A 245-nucleotide genomic window follows, 5' to 3' on the forward strand; every position below is an offset into this window, starting at 1 on the left:
CCTCTTCCTCGCCCGGTGGGTGATTGGCGCGGAAGGTGGCGACCTCGATGATTTCGCGGCCGAAATGCACGTGAACCAGCTTGAAACGACTGCCGATGACCCGTGCGTTACGGAACTCCGCGCGCACCTGTTCGGGCGTGGCGCTGGTGGCCAAGTCGAAATCCTTGGGTTCGATATCCAGCAGCAGGTCGCGCACGCAAACGACGACGAGGTAGGCCTGGTAACCAGCCCTTTGCAAACGCTCG

The 245-nt window shown here is 62.0% G+C and carries 1 pseudogene; it reads right to left on the reverse strand.

From position 1 onward, the window contains the following. Window positions 1–245: pseudogene (locus VC352_RS24965) on the reverse strand (polynucleotide adenylyltransferase PcnB); the annotation flags it as partial.

The organism is Pseudomonas sp. C11, from assembly GCF_034683865.1.
Lineage (GTDB): Bacteria > Pseudomonadota > Gammaproteobacteria > Pseudomonadales > Pseudomonadaceae > Aquipseudomonas.